This window comes from Nocardioides sp., from assembly GCF_035503875.1.
In the GTDB taxonomy this organism is placed as follows: Bacteria; Actinomycetota; Actinomycetes; order Propionibacteriales; family Nocardioidaceae; genus Nocardioides.
In genome coordinates this window covers 1-20924 of record NZ_DATJTA010000096.1, presented here as the reverse complement: position 1 = coordinate 20924, position 20924 = coordinate 1, and the positions used below count along the sequence as shown (strand labels likewise).

Below are 20924 nucleotides of genomic sequence, written 5' to 3'. Positions count from 1 at the left end.
GTGGCTGATGTCACCGTTGATGGCCGTGTCCCGATCAAGCGAGCGCTGGTCTCCGTCTACGACAAGACCGGCCTCGAGGACCTGGTCCGCGGCCTGCACGAGGCGGGTGTCGCGCTGGTCTCCACCGGCGGGTCCGCGAAGCTCATCGAGGGCCTCGGCCTGCCGGTGACCAAGGTCGAGGACCTGACCGGCTTCCCCGAGTGCCTCGACGGCCGCGTCAAGACGCTGCACCCGCGCGTGCACGCCGGCATCCTCGCCGACCGCCGCCTCGACTCCCACGTCGCGCAGCTGGCCGAGCTCGGCGTCGAGCCGTTCGACCTGGTCGTCTCCAACCTCTACCCGTTCACCCAGACCGTCGCCTCGGGCGCCGGTGCGGACGAGTGCGTCGAGCAGATCGACATCGGCGGGCCGTCGATGGTCCGCGCCGCGGCGAAGAACCACCCGTCGGTCGCCATCGTCACCTCGCCCGAGCGGTACGCCGACGTCCTGGCCGCCGTCGCCGGCGGAGGCTTCACGCTGGCCCAGCGCCAGACGCTGGCCGCGGAGGCGTTCGTGCACACCGCGACGTACGACGTCGCCGTGGCCTCCTGGATGGGCAACGTGCTGACCGACTCCTCCGAGGGCACCGGCTTCCCGGCCTGGGCGGGCGCGACCTGGGAGAAGAAGGCGGTGCTGCGCTACGGCGAGAACCCGCACCAGCCCGCCGCGCTCTACACCAGCGGCCACGGCCCGGCCGGCCTCGCCGCCGCCGAGCAGCTGCACGGCAAGGAGATGTCGTACAACAACTACGTCGACACCGACGCCGCGCGCCGTGCCGCCAACGACTTCGCCGAGCCCGCGGTCGCGATCATCAAGCACGCCAACCCCTGCGGCATCGCGGTCGGCGCGGACGTCGCCGAGGCGCACCGCCGCGCGCACGCCTGCGACCCGACCTCGGCCTTCGGCGGCGTGATCGCCGTCAACCGGCCGGTGTCGGTCGAGATGGCACAGCAGGTCGCCGAGATCTTCACCGAGGTGATCGTCGCGCCGGCGTACGACGAGGGCGCCGTCGAGGTGCTCCAGGGCAAGAAGAACATCCGGATCCTGGTCTGCCCCGTCGACGAGGGAGCGGGCGTCGAGACCCGCCCGGTCAGCGGCGGCCTGCTCATGCAGCGCGTTGACCACGTCGACGCCGAGGGCGACGACCCGTCGACCTGGACGCTGGCGACGGGCGAGGCCGCCTCGCCCGAGGTGCTCGCCGACCTGGCGTTCGCCTGGAAGGCCTGCCGCTCGGTGAAGTCGAACGCCATCCTGCTCGCCAAGGACGGCGCGTCGGTCGGCGTCGGCATGGGCCAGGTCAACCGGGTCGACTCCTGCAAGCTCGCCGTCCAGCGGGCGGGTGAGCGCTCGGTCGGCTCGGTCGCCGCCTCCGACGCCTTCTTCCCGTTCGAGGACGGCCCGCAGATCCTCATCGAGGCCGGCGTCACCGCGATCGTGCAGCCCGGCGGCTCGGTGCGCGACGAGCTCACGATCGAGGCCGCCAAGGCCGCCGGCGTGACCATGTACTTCACCGGCACGCGGCACTTTTTTCACTGATCAGGGACGCGTCAGCGGACCTGATCGATGGTGGTCGAGCAGCGACCGCGGCTGAGGAACGAAGCCGCGACGGAGCGTGTCGAGACCCGGTGAGACGAGAAGCAAGAGTGAGCACTGACAGGATGAAGACGTGACAGCACAGAAGCTCGACGGCAGCGCCACCCTGAAGGCCATCAAGGCCGAGCTCACCGAGCGGGTGGCCGCCCTCAAGGAGCGTGGGATCGTCCCCGGGCTCGGCACCGTCCTGGTGGGCGACGACCCCGGCTCGCACTGGTACGTCGGCGCCAAGCACAAGGACTGCGCCGAGATCGGGATCGAGTCGATCCGGGTCGACCTGCCGGCGAGCGCCACCCAGGCCGAGGTCGAGGCGGAGATCGACCGGCTCAACGCCGACCCGGCCTGCACCGGGTTCATCATCCAGCAGCCGACCGGCCTCGACGAGTTCCGGCTGCTGTCCCGGGTCGACCCCGACAAGGACGTCGACGGGCTGCACCCGACCAACCTCGGCAAGCTCGTGCTCGGCGAGGCCGGGCCGCTGCCGTGCACCCCGATCGGCTGCATCGAGCTGCTGCGCCGGCACGGTGTCGAGCTGAACGGCGCCGAGGTGGTCGTGGTCGGCCGCGGTCTCACCGTCGGTCGGCCGATGGGGCTGCTGCTCACCCGCCGCAGCGAGAACTCGACGGTCACGCTCTGCCACACCGGCACCCGCGACCTGGCCGCGCACACCCGTGGTGCGGACGTCATCGTGGCGGCGGCCGGCGTCCCCGACATCATCACCGGCGACATGGTGAAGCCCGGCGCGGCGGTCCTCGACGTCGGCGTGTCCCGGGTCGACGGCAAGATCGCCGGCGACCTCGCCGCGGACGTGTGGGACGTCGCCGGCTGGGTCTCGCCGAACCCCGGCGGGGTCGGGCCGATGACGCGCGCCATGCTGCTCTCCAACATCGTGTCGATGGCGGAGCAGTCGGCCGCGGCCGCACGCTGACGTCGAGCCCGTCCGTGAGCGACCGCGAGGCCGAGCCTCCCGAGCAGCCGGAGGAGACCCCCGTCCCGACGCCGGACGAGGTCGCCGCGGAGCTGGAGCAGGTCGCCGCCGTCGAGGACACCCGGCGCCACCCGTCCACGATCGGCGGGATGTTCTACCTGGTCATCCTCGGCGCGACCGCGGTCGGGCTCGGGATCACCTGGGCCGGCAACTGGCGCCTCGGGGTGCAGTGGATGGCCGGCGCGCTGATCGTCGCGGCCGTCCTGCGGCTGGTGCTGCCCCGGCGCGACGCCGGCATGCTCGCCGTACGGCACCGGCTCTTCGACTGCCTGCTGCTCGGCGGCGTCGGGGCCCTGCTGATCTTCCTCGCCCAGACGATCCCGGACCAACCGGGGTTCTGAGCGCGCAACGGCCCGCCACCCTCGCTGGGGTGGCGGGCCGTCGTCGATTCGTCAGGGTCCGAGAAGCGCGAGTGGGACGACCGCGATCCCGTCCGGTCGCCGGTATGCGTGCTCCCCTGTAGTCAGCACGACCGCATCGACCAGGCGGTCCCCGAGCTTCTCCCGCAACCAGCGCAGATGGTCGACGTCCTTGTCGGCGACACCCGCGGCCAGCTTGACCTCGAACGCGACGATCGCCCGGTCGTCTCCGCGTTCGACGATCAGGTCGACCTCGTGTCGACCTCCTTCGAGACGGAGGTGGGAGACCTCCGCGCCGGGCGGCCCGGCGAACACGCGCACGCTCATCGTGGCCAGCGACTCGAACAGTTGCCCGAGATAGGTGCCGTCGTTCGGTGTGAACGTGCTTCCCGCGCCCTGGAGGAGGCTCGCTCTCGTGACGCCGACGAGGCGTGCCGCGAGTGCGGGGTCGGCCAGATGGTGCTTCGGCGCCTGCGTGAGTCGGTTCAGGTGGCTGCGACCGGTGGACCAGGCCGGCAGCTCGTCGAGGATCCGGAGCTGGGTAAGCGTGTCGATGAACGGCAGTGTGGTCGTCTTCGCCGGTTTGTTGCCCTGACCAGGTGTCGCGGCATCGCGGATCTTCTCCCAGGCGGTCGGCGTCGCCACCGCCGCGGCGTACGCCGCCATCCACGCCTTCAACGTGGCGGGTCGGCGTACCTTCAGCCCGGCTTCCGGCAGGTCGCGGTCGATGATCCGCTCGATGTAGCCGTCCAGCTGTGTCGCCAGTGGGACGCCGGAGAGGTGCTGGAGTCCGGGGAGACCCGACTGGAGGATGAGATCGACGTAGTCCTGCAGACGCAGCGGGCTCGAGCCGCCGATCCTCGTGTCGCCGTCGAGAAGGCCGCGCAGGCTGACCGTCGCCGCGCAGACCCCGCGTTCGGGCAGGGTCAGCGGACGCATCCTCACCGACGGGATCCGGCCGGCTCCGGAGTGCGCGCCGTGCGGGGGTTCGGAACCGGTGAGCAGCACCCGGCCCGGGGTCGGGTCTCGGTCGACGAGATGCTTGACCTCGTCCCAGAGGTGCTCGACCCGCTGGTACTCATCGAACAGCACCGGAGCCGGTGCCCGCATCGCGAGCTCCGGGTCGGCCGCGACGACTTGGGCCACCGCGGGCCGGTGCAGATACCAGGTGGTGGCGGCTCGCTGCTCGGCCGTCCTGGTCTTCCCGACGGCCTTGGGTCCGTCGAGGAGGAGGGCTGGGAGGTGGGGCAGCAGCGTCTCGATCTGGTCATCGACTACCCGCTCGACATACCCGTGCCGGAAGTCGTGGCGCATCCGTCTACGCTACCTTTCCGCCGCTCACTACACTACTTTTTCCACAGCTGCTGCCCTACTTTTCCCACGCGGTGGCGGACTTCCGTCGGTAAAGCGCCACGGCCCGCCACCCCCGTCGGGGTGGCGGGCCGTCGTACGTCGTGGCGCGGGCTCAGATCAGGCCGAGCTCGGTGACCGCGGCCCGCTCCTCGGCGAGCTCGGCGGTCGAGGCGTCGATGCGGCCGCGGGAGAAGTCGTCGATCTCCAGGCCCTCGACGATCGACCAGTCGCCGCCGGAGGTGGTGACGGGGAAGGACGAGATGAGGCCCTCGGGGACGCCGTACTCGCCCTGGGAGCGGACGGCCATCGAGACCCAGTCGCCCTCGGGGGAGCCGAAGAGCCAGTCGCGCGCCGCGTCGATGGTGGCGGAGGCGGCCGAGGCGGCCGAGGAGGAGCCGCGGGCGTCGATGATGGCGGCACCGCGCTTGGCGACGGTGGGGATGAAGTAGCTCTCCAGCCACTCCTGGTCGCCCACGACCTCGGCGGCGTTGCGGCCGCCGACCTCGGCGTGGAAGAGGTCGGGGTACTGGGTGGCCGAGTGGTTGCCCCAGATCGTCATCTTGGTGATGTCGGTGACGGGGGCGCCGGTCTTGGCGGCCAGCTGCGAGATCGCCCGGTTGTGGTCGAGGCGGGTCAGTGCCGAGAACCGCTCCTGCGGGATGTCGGGCGCGTTGGTCATCGCGATCAGCGCGTTGGTGTTCGCGGGGTTGCCGGTGACGCCGACCCGCACGTCGGAGGCGGCCACCTTGTTGAGCGCCTTGCCCTGCGCGGTGAAGATCGCGCCGTTCGCGGAGAGCAGGTCGCTGCGCTCCATGCCCGGCCCGCGCGGGCGAGCGCCGACGAGCAGGGCGAGGTTGACGCCGTCGAAGATCTTCTCGGCGTCGTCGCCGATCTCGACGCCGGCGAGGTTCGGGAACGCGCAGTCGTCGAGCTCCATCACGACCCCCTCGAGCGCCTTCAGCGCCGGCGTGATCTCCAGCAGGCGCAGCTCGACCGGCCGGTCGCCCGCCAGGGCGCCGCTCGCGAGGCGGAAGAGGAGGCTGTAGCCGATCTGACCGGCGGCGCCGGTGACGGCGACCTTCAGGGGGGCAGTGCTCACGACGACTCCTAGTCGGTTCTCTGTTCCGATGGTGGGACGTTCGTCACGGACGCTAGCAGCGCGGTGGGGGTCCTCGAGCCGAAGGCTCGAACCTGGTGGGGGATGCTTCGCCCATGCAGTTCTCCAGTCAGTTCTCCAGGCGGGCCGGAGTACGCCGGGTCGCGGCGTGCGTGGCGGCCGCGGTCCTGTTCACGGGGTGTGCGTCGGACCCGGACCCGAGCCCGCCCGCGGGCGTCGACGAGCTGACGATCCCGACGCCGTCGCCCGACCCCGACGACTTCACCGACCGCGTCGACAACCCGTGGCTCGCCCTGGAGCCGGGGTCCAGCACGACGCTGACCGGCCTGCGGGGTGAGCTGGTCGTGTCGGTCGACGAGACGCCGACGACGGTCGACGGCGTGACGGTCACGACGATGCGGCTCGGCGACGCGCCGTACCTCCTGGCCCAGGACGAGCGGGGCAACGTCTGGCGCTTCGTCGAGGGGGCCGAGCCGGGGCTGTTCATGCCCGCGACCCCGCGGTACGGCGACGGCTTCCGCACGGCGTACGACGAGGGCGTGGTCGAGGAGCGGGCCGAGATCACCGCCCTCGAAGGTGACACCGTCGAGGTCGCGACCACCGACCCGGTCCGTCCCGGCGCCGACACGAGGGCGACGTACGAGAAGGGGACCGGGCTGGTGCGGATCGTGACCGCCGACGGGTCCTTCGAGAGGTAGACCCTGAGGCCGTGTCTCCCAAGTCCATGACCTGCTGCGCGCCGCCCCTGGGGCACCTGGACTTCGTTGTCGTCGGTCGCCAGGACTCCGTCATGGCTCCCTCCTCCGCCTCGCCAGGCACACCCAGGGACGACGCTCGCGACGGCCAGGACTCGGGAGACACGACCTACGGCTGCGGCGGCCGGATCTGGGTGCCGTCCTCCGGCCCGGGCTCGTCGAACGGCGGCGGGGTCGGGGCCGGGGGAGTGGCCGGGTCGGCGGGCGCCGCGTGGCTGCCCGGTGCGCCCGGGGCGTTCGGGGTGTGCGGCGCGCTCGGGGTGTGCGGGTCGACCGGTCCCGTGCCGGCGGTCGTGCCGGCGGGGGCCGGCGGGGTCGCGCCGGGCTGCGGGGCGGGGATCCACTGCTGGGCGTAGGGGTCCCACTGCCAGCCGTCCTGGATGATCGGCTCGCCGCTCCAGACCTGCTGGTTCCACTGCTGCTGGTACTGGTCGCTGGCGCCGTACCCGGGCACGGCGGCGGGGGAGGCGGCGCGGGTCGGGAAGCGGAGGCCGGAGCCGGGCACCGGCTCGCCCGCGTGGCCGTACAGCGCGGGGTAGGCGAGGCCCGCGATCAGGCCACCGAGCAGCGGGGCGAGGATGAAGAGCCAGAGCTGGAGGACCGCGTCGCCGCCGGCGAACAGGGCCGGACCGATCGAGCGGGCCGGGTTGACCGAGGTGCCGGTGGCCGGGATCGCGACGAGGTGGATCGCGGTCAGCGAGAGGCCGATGACCAGCGGCGCGAACGCCGGGTGCTCGTTGCGGGCGTCGGTGACCGAGAGGATCACCCAGACGAAGATCGCGGTCAGGACCAGCTCCAGCAGGAACGCCGCCCACCAGGCGTAGCCGCTCCCCTCGTCGCCGAAGGAGTTCTGACCGAGGCCGAACCGGTCGACCTCGTAGAACTCGAAGCCCTGGACCAGCGAGAGCAGCACCGCGCCGCCCAGGATGGCGCCGCCGAGCTGGGCGGCGACGTAGATCGGGACCTCGCGCCAGGAGATCCGGCCGCCGACGGCGGCGGCGACCGAGACGGCCGGGTTGAAGTGGCCTCCGGAGATCCGGCCGACGGCGTAGGCCATCACGAGCACGGCCACGCCGAAGGCGAGCGCGGTGCCGACGATGGTGAACGAGTCGCTGGCGGTGGCGTAGACGACGGCGCCGCAGCCGAAGAGGACGAGCACGAACGTGCCGACCACCTCCGCGACGACCTTCTGCAGGACGGTCGGCGCCGGGGGCGCCTCGGCGACTTCGGTCGGGTCGGGGGCATCGGTCATGGCTGGCTCCTCGAGACGGTCCCGGGAGGTCCGGGCGGAAGAACTCTATCGATGCCGACGACGTTTGCCGGGGTGCCGGACGGATGTCAAGGTGAAGCAGCGAGACCCGTCAGGTATCTTGACGTCGAGAAACTTCCTCCCAGCTCTCCATCCATCAGCTCAGGAGTCGCCTCACCATGGCCACGATCATCTACACCCACACCGACGAGGCGCCGCTGCTGGCGACGTACTCGTTCCTGCCGATCATCCAGGCGTACGCCGCTCAGGCAGGCGTCGAGGTGGAGACGCGTGACATCTCGGTCGCAGCGCGCATCCTGGCCCAGTTCGGCCTCGCCGACGACGCGCTCGGCGAGCTCGGCGAGCTGGCCACGAAGCCCGAGGCCAACATCATCAAGCTGCCCAACATCTCCGCCTCCGTGCCGCAGCTGAAGGCCGCGATCAAGGAGCTGCAGGAGAAGGGCCACGACATCCCGGACTACCCGGAGTCCCCCTCGACCGACGAGGAGAAGGAGATCCGGGCCAAGTACGACAAGGTCAAGGGCTCCGCGGTCAACCCCGTCCTGCGCGAGGGCAACTCCGACCGCCGCGCGCCGCTGTCGGTCAAGAACTACGCGAAGGCCCACCCCCACCGCATGGGGAAGTGGACGCCGGACTCGAAGACCAACGTCGCGACCATGGGCGAGCACGACTTCCGCTCGAACGAGAAGTCGGTCGTCATCCCCGCCGACGACGCCCTCACCATCAAGCTGGTCGGCGCCGACGGCACCGAGACGGTCCTCAAGGAGGGCGTCAAGGTCCTCGCCGGCGAGGTCGTCGACGCCACCTACATGGACGTCGCCGCGCTGCGCCGCTTCCTCACCGAGCAGGTCGCCCGCGCCAAGGCCGAGGGCGTGCTCTTCTCCGCGCACCTCAAGGCCACGATGATGAAGGTCTCCGACCCGATCATCTTCGGCCACGTCGTCCAGGCGTTCTTCCCGACGCTCTTCGAGCAGTACGGCGAGCAGCTGAAGGCGGCCGGGATCTCCCCGAACGACGGCCTCGGCGGGCTGCTGTCCGCCGTCGAGTCGCTCCCCGAGGGCGAGGCGATCAAGGCCGCCGTCCAGCAGGGCCTCGCCGACGGCCCGGCGCTGGCGATGGTCGACTCCGACAAGGGGATCACCAACCTGCACGTCCCGAGCGACGTCATCATCGACGCCTCGATGCCGGCCATGATCCGCACCTCGGGCCACATGTGGGGTCCCGACGGCGAGGAGGCCGACACCCTCGCGGTGATCCCGGACTCCTCCTACGCCGGCGTCTACCAGACCGTCATCGACGACTGCCGCGCGAACGGCGCCTTCGACCCGGCCACCATGGGCTCGGTCCCGAACGTCGGCCTGATGGCCAAGGCGGCCGAGGAGTACGGCTCCCACGACAAGACCTTCGAGATCCCGGCCGCCGGCACCGTCCAGGTCGTCAACGGCGCCGGCGAGGTGCTGATCAGCCACGACGTCCAGCCGGGCGACATCTGGCGTGCCTGCCAGACCAAGGACGCGCCGATCCGCGACTGGGTCAAGCTGGCCGTCACCCGCGCCCGCGCCACCGGCTCGCCGGCCGTCTTCTGGCTCGACGAGACCCGCGCCCACGACGCCAACCTGATCGAGCTCGTGAAGAAGTACCTGCCCGAGCACGACACCGACGGGCTGACCATCGAGATCATGGCGCCGGCCGCGGCGACGGCGTACTCCCTGGAGCGGATCCGCAAGGGCGAGGACACCATCTCGGTCACCGGCAACGTGCTGCGCGACTACAACACCGACCTGTTCCCGATCCTCGAGCTCGGCACCTCGGCGAAGATGCTCTCCGTCGTCCCGCTGATGAACGGCGGCGGCCTGTTCGAGACCGGCGCCGGCGGCTCGGCGCCCAAGCACGTGCAGCAGCTGGTCAAGGAGAACTACCTGCGCTGGGACAGCCTCGGCGAGTTCTTCGCCCTGGCGGCGTCCTTCGAGCACCTCGCGGGCTTCGACAGCAACCCGCGTGCGCAGGTGCTGGCCGACACCCTCGACCGCGCGACCGGCACGTTCCTCGAGAACGACAAGTCGCCGACGCGTCGCCTCGGCGGCATCGACAACCGCGGCTCGCACTTCTACCTGGCGCTCTACTGGGCGCAGGAGCTCGCGCAGCAGTCCGACGACGCCGAGCTGGCCGCGACGTTCAAGCCCTTCGCCGAGGCGCTGACCTCGCAGGAGGAGAAGATCGTCGCCGAGCTCAACGGCGTGCAGGGCAGCCCGGCCGACATCGGGGGCTACTACCAGCCCGACGACGCCAAGGCCGACGCGGTGATGCGTCCCTCGGCGACGCTCAACGAGGCGCTCGCCACCCTCGCCTGATGTCCGACCAGCAGGCTGACCAGCAGGTCGGTCCCGACCCGTCGTACGGGCGGCGTGCCCTCTCCACCCGGGGGTACGTCGCCGCGGTGGTCGTGCCGGTCGTGATCGCCGCCGCGCTGTTCGGCCTCGTCGTGTGGAACTACGACGACGCCGACGTCGAGGGCAGCACGGCACCGCTCCTGGTCTCGGCGTGGCAGCCCGGTCAGGACGACGGCGGCGAGCAGATCGTCGGGGTCCTGGAGCAGGGCGACCGGAACTGCCCGGTGCTCAGCTCCGCCGACGGCAGCCTCGTCGTGGCGTGGCCGGCCGGCTACTCAGCGCGGGTCAGCGCCGGCGGCACGTTGACGGTCTACGACCCCGGCAACGCCGTGGCCGTCCGTGAGGGCCAGGAGATCCGGGCGGTCGGCAGCCTGGTCGACGCGGAGGGCTCCGAGTTCGTCGGCCGCCCGTGCGCGCCCGAGACCGGTCGGATCGCGGCGATCCAGTCGGAGGTCCAGGTCGTCGGCTGATCCGGCGAGAAGCAGCTTCATCCGGACGTCATGCGGTCCGGGCGCCTCCGCGCCCGCATCGCATGACGTTCGCCACGTCCGGAGCGAAAACCCTTCGTGGGTGGTCGGTGGGTCGTCGTACCGTCGTCGGTGATGAGCACGACCGCCCTCACCGAGGCCTCCCGCACCGCCCCGCCCGCCCCGCCGACGCCCGGGGACCCGCGCCGGCGCGTCGACTGGCGACGGCTGTGGTCCGGCGTGGCGATCGCCGCGCTGGTCGCCTCCATGATCTCCGCGATCGGCCAGACCCTCGGCACCGTCGTGGCCGGCCGCCTCGCCGACGACCCCACCGGGCGGCTGGTCGGCCTGCTCGCCGTGTGCGTGGTCGGCGCCGCGGTGCTCGACACCATCGGCCGCACCGCCTGGGCGGGCGTCTCCGACCGGGCCGAGGGGCAGCTGCGCGCCGACCTCCTCGAGGCGGCGATGCACCAGCCGCTGGCGATGCTCTCCGAGCAGGCCGTCGGCGAGGTGCTCGACCGCGTCGACGACGACACCCACGAGGTCGGCACGCTCGTCCGGCGCCAGCTGTGGGACGCGATGCGCACGGTGTTCACCACCGTGCCCATGTGGATCGTCGCGGGCCTGACCTGGTGGCCGGCCTGGTTCCTCTTCCCCATCGTCGGTGCCGTCACCTTCGTGGTGGTCCGGCCGCTGCTCGGCGAGATCTCCCGGCGCAAGGTCATCGAGGAGATGGCCTGGACCGACCACGCGGCGGCGATGGAGGAGGGCGTCACCGGCCGCGACGACCTGCGCACCAGCCTCGGCCAGGCCCACGTCGTACGCCGCCTCAGCGAGCTGTCGGCCCGCGTGCACGACCTGTTCGCCGCGGTGCTCGCCGTCGAGACCCGGCTGGCCCGCCGGGCCGGGCTGCTGCTGCACGGCCTGCTCGCGGGGGTCGGCGTGGTGGCCGTCGCGCTCACGGCGGCCGGCGACCTGTCGGTGCCTCGCCTCGTCACGCTCTTCCTGGTCACGACGATGTTCGTCGGCCAGATCGACCAGGTCGCCCGGCACCTGCCCGACCTGCAGGCCGGCGTCGGTGCGCTGGTCCGGCTGCGCCAGATGCTCGAGGCCGAGCCGGAGCCGACCGGCGGGCGCTCGCTGCCCGCGGGCAGCCTCGGCATCGAGCTGCGCGACCTGCACTTCGCCTACGCCGAGGGCACCTTCGCGCTGCGCGAGGTCGACCTCGACGTCCCGGCCGGGCGGACGGTGGCGCTGGTGGGACGCACCGGCTCCGGCAAGTCCACCCTGGCCTCCCTGCTCTCCCGCGCGGTCGACCCGGAGCCGGGCAGCGTCCTGCTCGGCGGCGTCGACGTGCTCGACCTCGACCTGCAGCAGCTGCGCGCCGCGGTGGGGGTGGTCACCCAGCGCACCGAGATCCTCGCCGGCACCCTCGCCGAGAACATCGCCCTCTTCGCCGACCTGCCGCGCCGGGCGATCGAGGACGCCGTGGCCGAGCTCGGACTGGCCGACTGGGTCGCCGGGCTGCCCGGCGGTCTCGACACCCTGCTCGGCCCCGGCGGCACCACCCTGTCGGCGGGCGAGGAGCAGCTGGTCGCCTTCGCGCGGCTGCTGGTGCGCGACGTGCGCGTGGTCGTCCTCGACGAGGCCACCGCCCGGATGGACCCGCTCACCGAGGCGCGCGTGGTCCGTGCCTCCGACCGGCTGCTCGCCGGCCGCACCGGCGTCCTGGTGGCCCACCGGCTCTCCACGGTCAGCCGGGCCGACCTGGTCGCGGTGCTCGACTCCGGCCGGGTGGTCCAGCAGGGGCCGCGGCAGCTGCTGGCCACGCGCCCCGGTCACTTCCGCGACCTGCTCGACGCCGGCGGCGCCGAGCAGACCGAGGACACCGCCTCCGAGCCGACCGACGAGCCCGCCGGTGCCGTCGGCGGCGTCCGCCGCTCCGGGCCGCCGCCCGTGCTCGCCGCCGTGCCCGACGGGCCCAGCCTGACCCGGGGCATCACCCATGCGCTGCTGATCGTGCCGCGCTGGGGCCTGGTCGGCGCGGTGCTGTTCCTGCTCGCCGCCGTCGTCGGGGCGTACGGCGCGGTCACCGGCCTGGTCTGGGGCCGCATCGTCGAGGACCTGCAGGCGGGCCGGGAGCCGGTGCTGCTGACCGTCGGGCTGGTCGTGTCGCTGCTCGCCGCGCCGCTGCTGCTGGCCGGGGCGTTCGTGCGCTATCCGCGCTGGTGGGTCGAGGTGATGCTGCGGGTCCGGATGTCGGTCCTCGCCGGTCAGACCGAGCAGCACCGGCTCACCCGCACCCCACCCGGAGAGGTCGTCGCGCGAGCCATGGACGCCGACCGCTTCGCCCGGTACGCCGACCGCTGGGTCGACTTCCTCAACGGTCTCGCCATCGTCGTGGTCACGGCGATCCTCGGCGGCAGCCTGCTCGCCGGCGGTGTGCTGCTGGCCGTGATGGTCGCCTCCGCCCTGGCCTCGACCGTCGGCCGGCCGATCGCCGGCCGGTCGGCGACGGCCTCGTCCGCGGCCCGGGCCGGGTTCGGCCGCTCCCTGGTCTCGGCGCTGGAGTCCGCGCGCACGGTCAAGCTCGCCGCCGCCACCCCGGCCGTGCACGCCCACCTGCGCCGGGTCGACGGCGGCCGGGTCGACGCCGCGGTCCGCGAGCACCGCGTCCAGGCGGTCCTCGACGGCGTCCCCGTCGTCATGGTGCAGGCCGGTGTGGTCGCCGCGTGGGCCGTGTTCTTCTCCGGCGGCTGGGGGTTGGCCACGGCGCTGCTGGTGGCCAACGCCGTCAACGGCTTCGACTGGTTCGGCCGGGTCGCGGGCTCGGTGATCACCGAGGCCCCCGGCACCCGCTCCTGGCAGCAGGCCACCAGCCGGCTGGCCGGCGGGGTCGACCTGATGGACCTGCCGCCCGGCGTCGACCTCGTCGACGGGACCGCGCCGACCCCGGCCGCGACCGGACGGGTGCCGCTGCGCGAGCTCACCCTGCACGGGGTCGAGGCGGTCCACGACGACGGCACCCGCGGGGTCGTCGGCGTCGACCTGACGCTGCGCTCCGGTGAGCTGGTGCTGCTGCTCGGGCAGGTCGGATCGGGCAAGTCCAGCCTGCTGGCCGCGCTGGCCGGACTGGTCGAGCACACCGGCTCGATCCGCTGGAACGGCACCGAGGTCGAGGACGCCCAGACGTTCCTGCGCCCGGGGCAGGTCGCCCACATCGCGCAGGTGCCACGGGTGCTCTCCGGGACCTTCGCCGACAACGTGCGGCTGGGCCACACCCGACCGCTGGAGCAGGCGGTCGCCGATGCGCGCCTCGAGGCCGACGTGGCCGAGGCCGGCGGACCGGACGCGGTCGTCGGGCACCGCGGCGTACGGCTCTCGGGCGGGCAGGTGCAGCGGCTCGCGCTCGCCCGGGCGCTCGCCGCCGACGCCGAGCTGCTGCTCGCCGACGACGTGTCCAGCGCCCTCGACGCCGCGACCGAGATCGAGCTGTGGCGGGCGCTGCGCGAGCGCGGCACCACGGTCCTCGGGGCGACGTCCAAGCAGGCGGCGCTGACCCAGGCGGACCGGGTGGTGGTGCTCGTCGAGGGTGAGGTCGCTGCGGTCGGCCCGTGGCGCGAGCTGGCCGCCGACTGGGGCCACCTCGCCGGTTAGCCTCCTTGTCGTGCAGACCCTGACCGTCCCGATGTCCGACGGCTTCGGCGTCTCCGTGCAGGTGGCCGGACCCGCGGACGCCCCGACCCTGCTGCTGCTCGCCGGTCAGGCCAACAACCACCACTGGTGGGACCTGGTCCGCGGCGGCTTCGAGGCGCGGTGGCGCACGGTCACCCTCGACCAGCGCGGCACCGGCGACAGCCGGGGGCCGGTGGGGGAGTGGTCGACGCGGCTGTTCGCCGACGACGCCGCCGCGGTGGTCGAGCACCTCGGAGGCGGACCCGTCGCGGTCTACGGCACCTCGATGGGCGGCCGGGTCGCCCAGGTGCTGGCGGCCGAGCACCCCGAGCTGGTCGCCCGGTTGGTGCTGGCCTGCACCTCGCCCGGTGGCCCGCACGCCCAGGAGCGCGACGCGGGCGTACGACGCGACCTCGCCCACCCCGACCCGGCCCACCGCCGGGCGACCCTGCGCGAGCTCTTCTACACCGACGCCTGGCCGCACCGGCCCGAGGACAGCGTGCTCTTCGGCGACCGGGCGATGAGCGCCGAGGAGACGCGGGCGCACCTGCGGGCCAGCGCCCGCCACGACGCCTGGGACCTGCTGCCCCGGATCTCCGCTCCGACGCTGGTGCTGCACGGCACCGACGACCGGATGGTGGCGACCGCGAACGCGCCGCTGCTGGCGGAGCGGATCCCGGGCGCGGTCCTGCACCTGCACGAGGGTGGCCGGCACGGGTTCTTCGAGGAGTTCGCGACCGAGATCACCCCGCTGGTGAGCGACTTCCTGGAATAGGTCCCCGGCGGGTCCTGGTTGGACGATGAGGCCGCTCGCCCCCGACCGAAAGCGATCATGACGACCACCGCCCCCGCCACGACCGCGCCTCCGACCCCCGAGCTCGGTGGTCGGAGATTCGTGCTGGCCGTGCTCGCGCTCGCGGTCGGCGGCTTCGCGATCGGTACGACGGAGTTCGTGACGATGGGCCTGCTCCCGCAGATCGCCGAGGGCATCGGCGTCTCGGAGCCGAAGGCCGGGCACGTGATCTCGGCGTACGCCCTCGGGGTCGTGGTCGGCGTCCCGATCCTGTCCTTCTTCGCCGCCCGGCTGCCGCGCCGCGGACTGCTGGTGGGCCTGATGGCGGCGTACGCCGTGTTCAACCTGCTCAGCGCGGCTGCGACCGGCTACGGGATGCTCACCTTCGCGCGGTTCCTCGACGGCCTGCCGCACGGCGCCTACTTCGGGGTCGCCAGCCTGGTCGCGGCCAGCCTGGCCGAGCCGCGGCACCGCGGCCGGGCCGTGGCCAGCGTGATGCTGGGCCTGTCCTTCGCCAACGTCGTCGGCGTGCCCGCGGCGACCTGGGTCGGCCAGGGACTGGGCTGGCGCGCGGCGTACCTGATGACGTCGGGCATCGCCCTGCTGACGATCGTGCTCGTCCTGGCGTTCGTGCCGTCGGTGCCGGGCGACAAGGAGGCCACGGGCCGCAAGGAGGCCCGGGAGTTCTTCGCGCGCCGCCAGGTGTGGCTGACGATGGCCGCGGGCGCGGTCGGCTTCGGCGGGCTGTTCGCCGTCTACTCCTACATCGCCACCACCGTGACCGACGTCGCCGGGCTGGGCGAGGGCGACGTCCCGATCTTCCTGCTCGCCTTCGGCCTCGGCATGGTCGCCGGCACCTGGCTCGCGGGCGAGCTCGCCGCCTGGTCGGTCTTCCGCTCGCTGCTGTGGTCCGGCATCGGCTCGGCCGTCGTGATGCTGGTCTTCTGGGCGGTCGCGCCGCACGGCTGGTTCCTGCTGCCGGTGGTCTTCTCGATCACCGCGATCGGCTCCATCCTCGTCACCAACCTGCAGCTGCGCCTGATGGACGTCGCCGGCGACGCCGTCACCCTCGGCGCCGCGATGAACCACGCCGCGCTGAACACCGCCAACGCCCTCGGCGCCTGGCTCGGCGGCCTCGTGATCGCCGCGGGGTACGGCTACCGCTCGCCGGCCCTCGTCGGTGCGGGGCTCTCCGTCCTCGGCGTCGGCATCCTGCTCTGGTCGGCGCTCAGCGAGCGCCGCTCGACCGCGAGCTGACCCACTCCTCGGTCAGCACGTCGTACAGCGCGAGGTCGGCGCGGCCGTCGCGGACCAGGGCACCGAGCCGCTCGACGCCGTACTGGCGGAAGCCGTTGGCTTCGATGACGCGCCGCGAGGCGGTGTTGCCGGTGGCGGCGAAGCAGGTGACGCGCCGGACGCCCAGCGTCGCGACGACGTGGTCGGTGACGATCGCCAGCGCCCGGGTGGTGATCCCGCGGCCCCGGGCGTCGGGGTGCGCCCAGAAGCCGATCTCGCACTGCACACCGGGGGTGTGGTCGAACCAGCCGATGTCGGCCAGGATCCGGTCGTCGCCCGGCTCGGTCACCGCCCAGTTCACGCCGCGACCGTCGGCGAGCATCGCCCGCCGGGCCTCGACGTACGCCGCCGCGTCCTCGTGCGTGTACGGCGCGGGCAGCTGGCCCAGCCACCGCTGGGTGCGCTCCTCGCTGCACGCCTCCTGGATGCGCGGCGCGTCCGCGGCCGAGATCGGCCGCAGCCGGAGCCCGTCGGCCTCGATCACCGGGCACTCCAGCCAGGTGGTGCGCGGCTCGCGCGGGTCGTCGCGGTGGAGCGTCCCGACCCAGACGTCGCGCAGCTCGCCGCGCTGCGGAGCCCACTGCCGCAGGGTGCCGTCGCAGGAGAAGCCGAGCCGCCAGGCGACCCTGCGCGAGGCCCAGTTGCCGGTGTGCGCCATCCAGAGGACGGTCCGCAGGCCCTGCGCGGCGAAGCCCCACTCCAGCAGGAGCCGCAGCGCCCGCTCGACCACCCCGGACCCGCGGACGGACGGGTGCGAGCCGTAGGCGATCTCCGCGCGGCCCTGGCCCTCGTCACGCAGGGAGATCGTCCCGGCGTACCGGCCGTCGTACTCGATCGCGAAGCCCCACTCCGTGCCCTCGGCCCAGCCCCGCGGCATCACCTCGCCGACGAAGCGCTCGGCGTCGCTCATCGCGTACGGCACCGGGACGGTCGTCCACTGCTGGGAGAGCGGGTCCCGGCTCTGCTCGAAGGCGCCCGGCGCGTCGTCCGGGCGGTGGGCGCGGAGCGTGACGGTGCCGTCGGTGAGCGTGGGGGCGCACATGGCTCCACCCTCACCGACGAGCCCCGTGTCGCGAAACCGGAATTCGGGCCGGTCAGCGCGACTCGACGAGCCGGTGCTGCGCGGCGGTGGTCCGGCGCACGACCCGCACCCAGGGGACGAGCGCCACGACGAGCGCGACCGTCGTGATCGCCTCCAGCACCGGCAGCGCCATCACGAGGTCCTCGTCGATCGCGTCCTGGGACGCCGTCAGGTGACCGGTGCTCTGCAACGTGAGCTGGAAGCCGAGCCACCCGGCCCACCAACAGCCGAGCCACACCCGCGGGGTGGCCACGCGGTCGGGCTGGACGTCGCGCACGACCTGGTAGGGGAACCAGAACGCCACCACGGGCACCACCCAGCCCAGCCAGGTCCAGATGGGGCTGCGCGCGTGGTGGAGGTGCGGGGCGAACCGGTCGAGGTTGGCGCGACACCGCCGCAGCCACAGGCAGGTCACCACGTAGCAGGCCAGCAGCGTGGGGAACAGCAGGCCGACGAGCCCGTCGTACACCGTGAAGACGTCCCAGGGCGCCAGCCCGTCGCGCGCCGCCTGTCGATAGGTCTCGGCAGCCGGCCAGGCGGCGACGGCGATCGACACCTGCACGGCTGTGAGGACCAGGGCGAGGACGATGACACCGACGGCCAGGCCGCTCGGGGCGGAGGCGCGCGGACCGTCGTACGGCCACGCGCCCGGGTGGCCATGCTCCGGAGGATGGAACCGGTCGGCGGGCGGCGGGTACGGCGGTGGCCAGGGCTGCTGCGGGACGCTCAAGGGTGCTCCGTCGTCGGGGACGCGTCAGCGTAGGGCCTGGGCGCGCCTCGTCGGGTGCGATCGGAGAGAATGCCTCCCATGTCCACCACGACCCAGCCGGACGTCGCCGTCCCCACGCAGGCCACGGGCGGCGCCCGGCCGCGCGTGCTCTCGGGGATCCAGCCGACGGCCGACTCCTTCCACTTCGGCAACTACCTGGGCGCGCTGCGCCAGTGGGTGGACCTGCAGCGCGACCACGAGCCGTTCTTCTTCATCGCCGACCTGCACGCGATCACCGTCGAGCAGGACCCGAAGGTGCTGCGCGAGCGGTGCCTGCGCGCGGCCGCGCAGCTGCTGGCGATGGGCATCGACCCGGCGCGGTCGTCGATCTTCATCCAGTCCCAGGTGCCGGCGCACGCGCAGCTCGGCTGGGTGCTGCAGTGCCTGACCGGCTTCGGCGAGGCGCGTCGGATGACGCAGTTCAAGGACAAGTCCGCGAAGGGCGGTGAGGGTGCCGCGAGCGTCGGCCTGTTCACCTACCCGATCCTGCAGGCGGCCGACATCCTGCTGTACCGGCCGCACTACGTGCCGGTCGGCGAGGACCAGCGTCAGCACCTGGAGCTGACCCGCGACCTGGCCCAGCGGTTCAACCACCGCTACAAGAAGACGTTCCGGCTGCCCGAGCCGTACATCCTCAAGGCCACGGCCAAGATCACCGACCTGCAGGTGCCGACCGCGAAGATGTCGAAGTCGGCGTCGTCGCCCGCCGGCATCATCGACATGCTCGACGACCCCAAGGTCAGCGCCAAGAAGATCCGCTCGGCGGTCACCGACTCCGAGGCCGTCGTCCGCTTCGACCCGGAGGGAAAGCCGGGCGTCTCCAACCTGCTGACGATCTTCTCCGCGCTCACCGGCACCGGCGTCCAGGACCTCGCCGAGCAGTACGCCGGCCGCGGGTACGGCGACCTGAAGAAGGACCTCGCCGAGGCGGTCGTCGACTTCGTCACGCCGTTCCGCGAGCGGACCCTGGAGCTGCTCGACGACCAGGCCCACCTCAGCGCCGTACTGAAGCAGGGCGCGGAGCGGGCGGGCGAGGTGGCGGAGGCGACGCTGCGCGACGTCTACCAGCGGGTCGGCTTCGTCGCTGCGGCTCAGTAAGGTCGGTCCATGCCCACCATCGGTGTTGCCATCGCGATCCCGGAGCCCTGGGCCACGGAGCTCCAGGACTACCGCACGGCGCTGGGCGACGTCACGGCGACGATGATCCCCACGCACGTCACCCTGGTGCCGCCCACCGAGGTGAGCGACGCCGAGCAGCGTGACATCGAGGGCCACCTCGCCGAGGTGGCCGCGGACTTCCCCGGCTTCCGCGTGCACCTGCGCGGGACGGGGACCTTCCGGCCCGTCTCGCCGGTGGTGTTCGTGACCCTCGTCGAGGGCATCTCCCAGTGCGAGCAGCTCGCCTCGGCGGTGCGCCGCGGCCCCCTCGACGTACCGCTGAGCTTCCCGTACCACCCGCACGTGACCATCGCGCACCACCTCGACGACGACCGGCTCGACCAGGCCTTCCGCGAGCTCGCGGACTTCGAGTGCGAGTTCGCGGTCCGTGAGTTCCATCTCTACGTGCATGACCGCGACCTGGGCTGGCAACCCACCAGTGAGTTCACCCTCCAGAACCCCGATCCCACGAGGCGGTAGCCACCCATGCCGGCGATCTCCGAGCGCGTCACCGCGAAGGTCGCCGACGTACGCCGCCGGCGACCCGTCGTCGACCACCTGGTGCTCATGCAGGAGCACTTCGGCAACGTGAAGGCCGGCCAGCAGGCCGGTGCCGTCACCTACTTCGCGTTCCTGTCGTTCTTCCCGATCCTCGCGCTCGCCGTGTTCGTGCTCGGCCGGCTCTCCAGCCTGTACGACGGCCCCGACCCGGATCTCGTCGAGACCATCAACTCGGTGGTGCCGGGCATCGTGGGGAACCGCGAGGACCAGATCTCGCTCGACGACATCCGCACCTTCTCCGGGTGGGCGGCGGTCCTGGGTCTCGCCGGTGTCCTCTACACGGGGCTGGGCTGGATCTCGGCCCTGCGCGACGCCCTGCTGGTCGTCTTCGAGACCCCGCAGCGCGACCAGCCCGGCTTCGTGCCCGGCAAGCTGCGGGACCTGGTCGCGCTCGTCGTCCTGGGCGTCGTCCTCCTCGTCGCCGTCGCGCTGACCGGGTTCGTCGCGGGGTTCTCCGGCGACGTGCTCGGCTGGTTCGGCCTCGGGAGCGAGCTCGGCTGGCTGGTCAGGCTGCTCACCATCGGCCTGGGCCTCGGCGCCAACGCCGTCCTGTTCTTCCTGATGTTCCGGCTGCTGGCCGACCCGCACGTGCCGCGCCGCTCGCTGTGGTCCGGGGCGCTCGTCGGCGGCGTGGTCTTCGAGCTGCTCAAGCAGCTGTCCGGCATCCTGCTGGAGGCGACCCGGAACCAGCCCGCCTTCCAGGCGTTCGGCATCGCGCTGGTCCTGGTCGTGTGGATGAACTACACCTCGCGGGTCATCCTGTACGCCGCGTCGTGGGCCTACACGACTCCCGATGCGCGCGCCGCCCGCTGGGTCGAGCCCGCCGAGCCCGTCCAGGGTCCCCGGATGCCCTCGCGCGAGGAGGTGGAGAATGGGGACGACGGCCGGCCGACCGGCCGAGCGGCCTTCGCCGCGGGGGCCGTCGCGGGGGCTGCGGCCGCCGCCGTCGTACGCAAGGTCAAGGAGAACGACTCGTGAAGCTCGAACGCCGGCACGGCTGGCTGCTCGTCGGGGTGGCGGTGTGGAACCTGCTCACCTACGCCACCTTCACCCGCAACCTGTGGAACGCCCACTCCTCGGGCGAGGACCGGCCCACCGGCTACTGGGTCGCCCACACCGTGCTGATCGTCGTCAACGTCGTGATCGGCGTCGTCCTGGGCCGCCTCGGCCTGAAGTCCCTCCGCTCCCGCTCCTGACCCGAAATCGCCGAGCCGGCGTGAGTTTGCCGCCGAGCCGGCGCGAACTCGCGCCGGCTCGGCA

General features: G+C 72.7%; 18 protein-coding genes. 13 read left to right on the top strand and 5 right to left on the bottom strand.

What is annotated here, in order from left to right; all coding sequences use genetic code 11:
* From purH to VMF51_RS23540, 3 genes are all read left to right on the top strand, one after another.
* On the top strand, nt 1–1575 hold the full coding sequence (gene purH / locus VMF51_RS23550) for a bifunctional phosphoribosylaminoimidazolecarboxamide formyltransferase/IMP cyclohydrolase (protein ID WP_325476921.1): 1575 nt from the start codon (nt 1–3) through the stop codon (nt 1573–1575).
* 130 nt (nt 1576–1705) lie between these two features.
* The gene (locus tag VMF51_RS23545; RefSeq protein WP_325476920.1) at nt 1706–2560 is read left to right on the top strand and encodes a bifunctional methylenetetrahydrofolate dehydrogenase/methenyltetrahydrofolate cyclohydrolase; all 855 of its coding nucleotides are present in this window, start codon (nt 1706–1708) and stop codon (nt 2558–2560) included.
* Nucleotides 2561–2574: 14 nt separating this feature from the next.
* The gene (locus tag VMF51_RS23540; protein ID WP_325476919.1) at nt 2575–2961 is read left to right on the top strand and encodes a DUF3017 domain-containing protein; all 387 of its coding nucleotides are present in this window, start codon (nt 2575–2577) and stop codon (nt 2959–2961) included.
* Nucleotides 2962–3012: 51 nt separating this feature from the next.
* Here the strand turns inward: VMF51_RS23540 and VMF51_RS23535 are convergent, their stop codons facing one another.
* Entirely contained in the window at nt 3013–4293 is a 1281-nt protein-coding gene (locus VMF51_RS23535) for an ATP-binding protein (RefSeq protein WP_325476918.1), read from the bottom strand.
* Nucleotides 4294–4444: 151 nt separating this feature from the next.
* Nucleotides 4445–5431 (bottom strand): malate dehydrogenase, encoded by a 987-nt coding sequence (locus VMF51_RS23530; protein WP_325476917.1) that lies wholly within the window; start codon nt 5429–5431, stop codon nt 4445–4447.
* Between the two features lie 113 nt (nt 5432–5544).
* Here VMF51_RS23530 and VMF51_RS23525 point away from each other — a divergent pair, with 113 nt between their 5' ends.
* Nucleotides 5545–6147 (top strand): hypothetical protein, encoded by a 603-nt coding sequence (locus VMF51_RS23525; RefSeq protein ID WP_325476916.1) that lies wholly within the window; start codon nt 5545–5547, stop codon nt 6145–6147.
* 166 nt (nt 6148–6313) lie between these two features.
* On the opposite strand, the gene VMF51_RS23520 is transcribed toward VMF51_RS23525, so the two are convergent.
* Entirely contained in the window at nt 6314–7456 is a 1143-nt protein-coding gene (locus tag VMF51_RS23520; protein ID WP_325476915.1) for an MIP family channel protein, read from the bottom strand.
* Nucleotides 7457–7632: 176 nt separating this feature from the next.
* Here VMF51_RS23520 and VMF51_RS23515 point away from each other — a divergent pair, with 176 nt between their 5' ends.
* The 5 genes from VMF51_RS23515 (at nt 7633) to VMF51_RS23495 (ending at nt 16056) form a co-directional block, all read left to right on the top strand.
* On the top strand, nt 7633–9825 hold the full coding sequence (locus tag VMF51_RS23515) for an NADP-dependent isocitrate dehydrogenase (protein WP_325476914.1): 2193 nt from the start codon (nt 7633–7635) through the stop codon (nt 9823–9825).
* A complete protein-coding gene (locus VMF51_RS23510; protein ID WP_325476913.1) occupies nt 9825–10334 on the top strand; it encodes a hypothetical protein in 510 nt (169 codons plus the stop codon). Before VMF51_RS23515 ends, VMF51_RS23510 begins: the two co-directional genes overlap by 1 nt.
* Before the next feature lie 132 nt (nt 10335–10466).
* On the top strand, nt 10467–13988 hold the full coding sequence (locus VMF51_RS23505) for an ABC transporter ATP-binding protein (RefSeq protein WP_325476912.1): 3522 nt from the start codon (nt 10467–10469) through the stop codon (nt 13986–13988).
* A gap of 10 nt (nt 13989–13998) precedes the next feature.
* The gene (locus VMF51_RS23500) at nt 13999–14781 is read left to right on the top strand and encodes an alpha/beta hydrolase (protein ID WP_325476911.1); all 783 of its coding nucleotides are present in this window, start codon (nt 13999–14001) and stop codon (nt 14779–14781) included.
* A 57-nt stretch (nt 14782–14838) separates the two neighbouring features.
* The gene (locus tag VMF51_RS23495; protein ID WP_325476910.1) at nt 14839–16056 is read left to right on the top strand and encodes an MFS transporter; all 1218 of its coding nucleotides are present in this window, start codon (nt 14839–14841) and stop codon (nt 16054–16056) included.
* Here VMF51_RS23495 and VMF51_RS23490 read toward each other — a convergent pair.
* Together VMF51_RS23490 and VMF51_RS23485 are read right to left on the bottom strand one after the other, a co-directional pair.
* Nucleotides 16028–17137: a GNAT family N-acetyltransferase gene (locus VMF51_RS23490; protein WP_325476909.1), complete on the bottom strand. Its 1110-nt coding sequence runs from the start codon at nt 17135–17137 to the stop codon at nt 16028–16030. The two genes, VMF51_RS23495 and VMF51_RS23490, sit on opposite strands and share 29 nt — an antisense overlap.
* 52 nt (nt 17138–17189) lie before the next feature.
* Nucleotides 17190–17906 (bottom strand): DUF4328 domain-containing protein, encoded by a 717-nt coding sequence (locus VMF51_RS23485; RefSeq protein WP_325476908.1) that lies wholly within the window; start codon nt 17904–17906, stop codon nt 17190–17192.
* Nucleotides 17907–17984: 78 nt separating this feature from the next.
* Between VMF51_RS23485 and trpS the strand changes: the two genes are divergently transcribed.
* The 4 genes from trpS to VMF51_RS23465 are packed head-to-tail and all read left to right on the top strand — an operon-like array spanning nt 17985 to nt 20860.
* A complete protein-coding gene (gene trpS, locus VMF51_RS23480) occupies nt 17985–19043 on the top strand; it encodes a tryptophan--tRNA ligase (protein WP_325476907.1) in 1059 nt (352 codons plus the stop codon).
* Nucleotides 19044–19052: 9 nt separating this feature from the next.
* The gene (locus VMF51_RS23475; protein WP_325476906.1) at nt 19053–19583 is read left to right on the top strand and encodes a 2'-5' RNA ligase family protein; all 531 of its coding nucleotides are present in this window, start codon (nt 19053–19055) and stop codon (nt 19581–19583) included.
* Between the two features lie 6 nt (nt 19584–19589).
* Nucleotides 19590–20642 carry a YihY/virulence factor BrkB family protein gene (locus VMF51_RS23470; protein ID WP_325476905.1) on the top strand — a complete coding sequence of 351 codons (1053 nt, stop codon included), beginning with the start codon at nt 19590–19592 and terminating at the stop codon, nt 20640–20642.
* Nucleotides 20639–20860, top strand: a complete 222-nt coding sequence (locus VMF51_RS23465) for an SCO4848 family membrane protein (protein ID WP_325476904.1) — start codon at nt 20639–20641, stop codon at nt 20858–20860. The genes VMF51_RS23470 and VMF51_RS23465 overlap by 4 nt, the downstream gene beginning before the upstream one ends.
* Nucleotides 20861–20924: the final 64 nt, after the last annotated feature.

Coding starts and splice junctions, on each gene's coding strand:
- VMF51_RS23470 (WP_325476905.1), top strand. CDS start 19,590: ATGCCGGCGATCTCCGAGCGCGTCACCGCGAAGGTCGCCGACGTACGC.
- VMF51_RS23475 (WP_325476906.1), top strand. CDS start 19,053: ATGCCCACCATCGGTGTTGCCATCGCGATCCCGGAGCCCTGGGCCACG.
- VMF51_RS23525 (WP_325476916.1), top strand. CDS start 5,545: ATGCAGTTCTCCAGTCAGTTCTCCAGGCGGGCCGGAGTACGCCGGGTC.
- VMF51_RS23495 (WP_325476910.1), top strand. CDS start 14,839: ATGACGACCACCGCCCCCGCCACGACCGCGCCTCCGACCCCCGAGCTC.
- trpS (WP_325476907.1), top strand. CDS start 17,985: ATGTCCACCACGACCCAGCCGGACGTCGCCGTCCCCACGCAGGCCACG.
- VMF51_RS23505 (WP_325476912.1), top strand. CDS start 10,467: ATGAGCACGACCGCCCTCACCGAGGCCTCCCGCACCGCCCCGCCCGCC.
- VMF51_RS23535 (WP_325476918.1), bottom strand. CDS start 4,293: ATGCGCCACGACTTCCGGCACGGGTATGTCGAGCGGGTAGTCGATGAC.
- VMF51_RS23510 (WP_325476913.1), top strand. CDS start 9,825: ATGTCCGACCAGCAGGCTGACCAGCAGGTCGGTCCCGACCCGTCGTAC.
- VMF51_RS23520 (WP_325476915.1), bottom strand. CDS start 7,456: ATGACCGATGCCCCCGACCCGACCGAAGTCGCCGAGGCGCCCCCGGCG.
- VMF51_RS23515 (WP_325476914.1), top strand. CDS start 7,633: ATGGCCACGATCATCTACACCCACACCGACGAGGCGCCGCTGCTGGCG.
- VMF51_RS23490 (WP_325476909.1), bottom strand. CDS start 17,137: ATGTGCGCCCCCACGCTCACCGACGGCACCGTCACGCTCCGCGCCCAC.